The sequence below is a fragment of the Arthrobacter sp. Y3223166 genome, from assembly GCF_059090935.1.
Genome location: NZ_JBNHGE010000070.1, coordinates 1 through 5,239, shown reverse-complemented (window position 1 = coordinate 5,239; position 5,239 = coordinate 1). Strand labels below are relative to the sequence as shown.

At 64.4% G+C, this 5,239-nt stretch carries 6 protein-coding genes and 2 pseudogenes; 4 read left to right on the top strand and 4 right to left on the bottom strand.

Going from position 1 to position 5,239, the window contains the following annotated elements:
- Nucleotides 1-303 (bottom strand): J domain-containing protein (locus tag AC5RUH_RS16345; RefSeq protein ID WP_494129118.1); only part of this gene is annotated, 303 nt, incomplete at its 3' end.
- Nucleotides 304-400: 97 nt separating this feature from the next.
- Nucleotides 401-823, bottom strand: a complete 423-nt coding sequence (locus tag AC5RUH_RS16340; RefSeq protein ID WP_494129117.1) for an Hsp20/alpha crystallin family protein — start codon at nt 821-823, stop codon at nt 401-403.
- Between the two features lie 108 nt (nt 824-931).
- On the opposite strand from AC5RUH_RS16340, the gene AC5RUH_RS16335 reads away from it, so the two are divergent.
- Both AC5RUH_RS16335 and AC5RUH_RS16330 read left to right on the top strand, forming a co-directional pair.
- Nucleotides 932-1,285: a MerR family transcriptional regulator gene (locus tag AC5RUH_RS16335; protein ID WP_494129116.1), complete on the top strand. Its 354-nt coding sequence runs from the start codon at nt 932-934 to the stop codon at nt 1,283-1,285.
- 78 nt (nt 1,286-1,363) lie between these two features.
- Nucleotides 1,364-1,987: a class I SAM-dependent methyltransferase gene (locus AC5RUH_RS16330; RefSeq protein WP_494129115.1), complete on the top strand. Its 624-nt coding sequence runs from the start codon at nt 1,364-1,366 to the stop codon at nt 1,985-1,987.
- A gap of 50 nt (nt 1,988-2,037) precedes the next feature.
- Here the strand turns inward: AC5RUH_RS16330 and AC5RUH_RS16325 are convergent, their stop codons facing one another.
- Entirely contained in the window at nt 2,038-2,262 is a 225-nt protein-coding gene (locus tag AC5RUH_RS16325; protein ID WP_494001627.1) for a hypothetical protein, read from the bottom strand.
- Nucleotides 2,263-2,413: 151 nt separating this feature from the next.
- Between AC5RUH_RS16325 and AC5RUH_RS16320 the strand changes: the two genes are divergently transcribed.
- Both AC5RUH_RS16320 and AC5RUH_RS16315 read left to right on the top strand, forming a co-directional pair.
- Entirely contained in the window at nt 2,414-2,611 is a 198-nt protein-coding gene (locus AC5RUH_RS16320) for a YegP family protein (protein ID WP_494129114.1), read from the top strand.
- A gap of 160 nt (nt 2,612-2,771) precedes the next feature.
- Nucleotides 2,772-3,915, top strand: a pseudogene (locus tag AC5RUH_RS16315) (IS3 family transposase).
- Between the two features lie 64 nt (nt 3,916-3,979).
- Here AC5RUH_RS16315 and AC5RUH_RS16310 read toward each other — a convergent pair.
- A pseudogene (locus tag AC5RUH_RS16310) lies at nt 3,980-5,239 on the bottom strand (family 43 glycosylhydrolase); the annotation flags it as partial.

Genomic DNA, 5,239 nt, shown 5'->3' with positions numbered 1-5,239 from the left:
GGTCGAAGCCGCCGTTGGGTCGCCGCGGCGGCCGCCTGGCGAAGACGCCGCCGTTTGCCCGCGTCCGCCGCTCCGGACGCGTCCGCGGTCGTAATCTGCGCGGCGGCCCACGTCTCCCAAGACAGAGTAAGCCTGCAGGATGGCCCCCATCGCCAAGCCGTCGGCACGAGACCGCGGCGCATCGCCGTCGTGGTTCAAATCAGGATGATGCAGGCGCAGCAAGGCCCGGTAGGCGCGCCGGATGTCCGCATCGCTGGCGTCGGGCGCCACACCCAGGACGGCGTAGAAGTCGGTGTCACCCACGCGTGCCTCCCTCCTGCTGCCGGAAGCGTTCGCCGCTCACGGCCAGCCGGTGGCTCCGCCCGCGCCCGGACGTCACCACCGGCTGCGATCCCACAGGTCAGGCGTCGATCATCTGCTTGGTGTCTCCGCTGTTGATCTCGATCTTACGCGGCTTGGCCTGCTCGCGGATGGGGATCCGCAGGGACAGCACGCCGGCCTCGTAATTCGCCGTGACCTTGTCCGTATCCAGCGTGTCGCCCAGGATCAGCTGGCGGCTAAACGTGCCGCTGGGCCGTTCGGCGGCAACGACTTCCTTGCCGTCCTCGATCTTGGACTTGCGCTCCGCAGCAACCGTGAGGACATTGCGTTCAACGTCCAGGTCAATGGTGGACGGATCGACGCCGGGCAGGTCGAGTTCGACGACGAACTCCTCGCCCTCGCGCCACGCATCCATCGGCATCGCCACCGGGCGAGCCTGGTTTCCGAAGACCTGCTGGGTCAGGCGGTCCAGCTCACGGAAGGGATCAGTTCTCATCAACATGGCAGCCTCCTTCAGTTCTTCTCTTCGGCGCTCACTAAATCTATGTTCGAGCGCACAGATATTATGACTCTGCGCTACTATGTTTGCAAGTCGGTTTTGGGAGGAATTTTGGCACGCGAGAAGAAGCGGCAGCCGCGGACGGACAAGGGCGTCTACGGCATCTCCGTGGTCTCAGACATCGTGGGCGTGGGCGAGCAAACCCTGCGCCTGTACGAACGCCGCGGCCTGCTGGAACCGGAGCGCACGGCGGGCGGCACGCGGCGGTACAGCCAGGACGACGTCGACCGCCTCCGACGCATCGGAGAGCTGGTCGACGACGGCGTGAACCTGGCCGGCGTCGGCAAGGTTTTGGAGCTGGAAGAGGACAACGCTTCGCTGCACAGGCAGCTTAAGGCGGCCAAGGAACGTGCGGACGGACAGGAGCAGCCCGAGGAACCGGAGGAAACCACGCGGCCGGCCTGAACGCCCTCCCTTCCGCCGGGCACCCGGAGTATGGTCGACACCGGGGCCCACTCCCGAGCCGAACAAAGGACCACGCTCATGGGACTGCGAAGCGCGCTGTTCGCCGCGCAATATGATGCTGCCATTCGCCGCGAACCGGCGGAGCTCGCGTCGCATCGCAAGGCCTTGCTGTCCGGACTGAGCGGGATTGTGTACGACGTCGGTGCCGGCACCGGCGCGAATCTGCCGTACTTCCCGCCGGGGTGCTCCGTGACGTTGGTCGAGCCGGACCCGAACATGCGCAAGCGACTGGAGCCCCGGGTGGGGTCCCACTCCGCAGCGGTGCGCGTCGTGGATGCGGTAGCCGAGGACCTGCCGGCCGAGGACGCCAGCGTGGATGCCGTGGTGTTCACCCTGGTGCTGTGCAGCGTCCCCGACCAGGCGGCGGCTCTGGCCGAAACCAGGCGAGTGCTCAAGCCAGACGGCAAGCTTCTCTTCCTGGAGCACGTGCGCGGCCCGGGCGCGCACGGCAAAGTTCAGGACCTGCTGCGGCCCGTGTGGTCATTCGCGGCGCAGGGCTGCGAGCCCAACCGGAACACCGCGGCGGCGATCGCTGCCGCCGGCTTCAGCGTGTCAGTGCAAGACGAGTTCGCGGTCGGCCCGGCATGGCTGCCGATAAATCCCATGGTGGCGGGCACGGCAACGCCCGGAGCCAACCGCTAGGAAGTCCTCCGGGCGCTGCGGGGCGCGGCCGCTTTAGGCGGAAGCGTTTGTTACCCGAAGCCGCCCAGCTTGTCCTTCATGCCGCCAAGCTTCTCGCCCAATCCCCCGGGGAGCTTGCCGAGGAGCGCGTCGACGTCGATGCCCAGCTTGGACAACAGCCCTGAGTCGCGCTCGGTGTCCACCTTCTGCGGCAGTTCGGCATCTGCCGCAACCGCCTGGTCCTCGTTTCCCTGCTGCTTGAGGAAGTCGATGATCTGCTGCTTGTCGATCTGCATGGGTTTTTCCCTTCGCTAGCGTGTCAGCGTACTGTCCACTTTCCTCGCGGCGGGCGGGTGTGGCAAGGGCCCAAGACGGCAGTAAACGCCGGATGGCATACTGTTTGGACTCGACAGCGCCGTGGAAACCTCGTGGATAGGAACGCTAGACATGGCAGGGCATTTCGAAGTGATCAAGGCGCCCGACGGCGGCTACCGGGTCAGAATGCTGGACGGTAAGGGAAAACTCATGGCCGAATCGGTGACGTATCCGTCCCTTCAGGAGGCCAAGGACGGCATCGAGCTCGCACGGGAAATCGCCGGCACCGGCCGCGTGATTGACCGGACGGACGGCGACTCAGCGACGTGACCGCCGGGAGATAGCGCATGTCGCAGTTGCTGCACTGGTTTTCATTGGACAACTGTAGCGGCGCCGCCTACGTGTTCTGGAGTTTGGACGACCGGGACTGCCCCCGGTTCAGTTGACGTCTGACTTGTGAGGATTCATTCCTTGCAGGAAGGATGTTCCTGTGCCCAAGCCCTACCCCGCCGAGTTCCGCCGCGATGTCGTCGCCGTTGCGCGGAAGCATGAAGCCCGCTGGCGCAGATCGCCAAGGACTTCGGCATCTCCGAGGCGACCCTGCATAACTGGCTGAAAAAGGCCGACATCGAAGAAGGTGTCAGCCCTGGCATGACGGAGAAGGAAGCGGCGGAGCTGCGAGACGCAAAGAAACGGATCCGGCTGCTGGAGCAGGAGAACGAGATCCTGCGGCGGGCCGCGGCGTTCTTCGCGAGGGAACTGCCCCCAAAATGAAATTCCCGCTGGTCCTCAACCTTGCCGCCGACGGAATCGCCGTCGCGGTGACCTGCCGGGTGCTCGGCTTCTCCAAGCAGGCCTTCTACAAATGGAAGGCCAATCCCGTCTCCGACCGGGACCGGGCTGATGCCCATCTGATCAACGCCGCCCTAGATATTCATGCCGACGATCCGTCATTCGGGTACCGGTTCATCGCCGACGAACTGCCGGCCTTGGGCATCAGCGCCGGGGAGAACCGGGTGCAGCGGCTGTGCAGCAGCCAGCGCATCTGGTCCGTCTTTGCCAAGAAGCGGGGACTTAGCCGCAAGGCCGGCCCGCCGGTCCACGACGATCTGGTCGGCCGGAACTTCACCGCTTCCGCCCCGAATGAGCTGTGGCTGACGGACATCACCGAACACCGCACCGACGAGGGCAAGGTCTACCTCTGCGCAATCAAGGACGTCTACTCCAACCGGATCGTCGGTTACTCCATCGACTCCCGGATGAAGGCCTCTCTGGCCGTCTCTGCGCTGCGCAATGCAGTCGCTTTGAGGTCGCCGCAGGAAACTGTGGTGCACAGCGACCGCGGCTCCCAGTTCCGCTCCACGGTGTTCGTGCGGACGCTCAAGGGCAGCGGACTGATCGGATCGATGGGACGGGTCGGCGCCTGCGGCGACAATGCCGCCATGGAATCGTTCTTTGCCCTGCTGCAGAAGAACGTCCTGGACCGGCCGCGCTGGTCCACCAGGCAGGAATTGCGTCTGGCCATCGTTACCTGGATCGAGAAGACCTACCACCGCCGGCGCCGTCAGCGGACCCTTGGCCGCCTCACACCCCTCGAATTTGAGACAATCGAAACCGGCCCTCAAGCCGCCTGAAAACCATCAACCCCGAGAGTCAACGAAACCCGGGGCAGCCCCAACAGGCGTAGTCATTAGAGTTTTAGCGTCCGATCGTGGCCGTGGGTGTCGATGTTTTTGACACGCTGGTGTATCCGGTCTTGGTGCCAGTGACCTTGACCTTTATAGTCCTGCCGGCGTCGCTGCCGGTGAGCTTGTAGGTCTTGGCAGTGGCGCCCTTGATGGCCGCGCCCGAACGGTACCACTGGTACTTCAACGTGGTTCCGGAGGTCCAAATCCCGGTTGTCGCAGTAAGCGTCTTTCCGACCTTCGTCGTGCCAGAGATGACCGGGGTCTTGCTGGTGAGCGTCCCCTTGGCGATCGCGATCGTGGACTTCGAGGTCTTCGACACTACGGTATATCCGGTCTTGGTGCCGGTGACCTTCACCTTTAGAGTCTTGCCGGCATCGGAGCCGGTGAGCTTGTAAGTTTGGGCAGTGGCGCCCTTGACGGCCGCGCCCGAACGGTACCACTGGTACTTTAACGTGGTCCCGGAGGTCCAGGTCCCGGTTGTCGCAGCGAGCGTCTTTCCCACCTTCGTCGTGCCAGAGATGACCGGGGTCTTGCTGGTGAGCGTCCCCTTGGCGATCGCGATCGTGGACTTCGAGGTCTTCGACACTACGGTATACCCGGTCTTGGTGCCGGTGACCTTGACCTTTAGAGTCTTGCCGGCATCGGAACCGGTGAGCTTGTAAGTTTTGGCAGTGGCACCCGTAATGGCTGTGCCCGAGCGGTACCACTGGTACTTGAACGTGGTACCCGAGGTCCATGTCCCGGTGCCGACGGTCAGCGTTGAGCCTACCTTCGTCGTGCCAGAGACGAGGGGCGCTGCGGACTGCAGCGTGGGCACTGGGGACGTGGTGGCCTTGAACGCGTGCGTCCACTCGGTCTCGGCGCCGGGAGCAAGGACGTAGTCGGCCTGTGCCTTCGCAGTGATGGTCACGGTGCCTGTGCCCTTGTACGAGCCTGCTGCCGCAGCCTTGCCGCCGACCAGGTAATCCACGCCCTCAACGGCCGGGATCGTGTAGGTGTCCTCTGCGGTGCCGTCCTTATCCAAGAACGTCACCCCAGCCGGGGTTACCGGGTACGGAGTGGCCTTAAACGCGTGCGTCCACTCGGTCTCGGCGCCGGGAGCAAGGACGTAGTCGGCCAGTGCCTTCGCAGTGATGGTCACGGTGCCTGTGCCCTTGTACGAGCCTGCTGCCACAGCCTTGCCGCCGACCAGGTAATCCACGCCCTCAACGGCCGGGATCGTGTAGGTGTCCTCTGCGGTGCCGTCCTTATCCAAGAACGTCACCCCAGC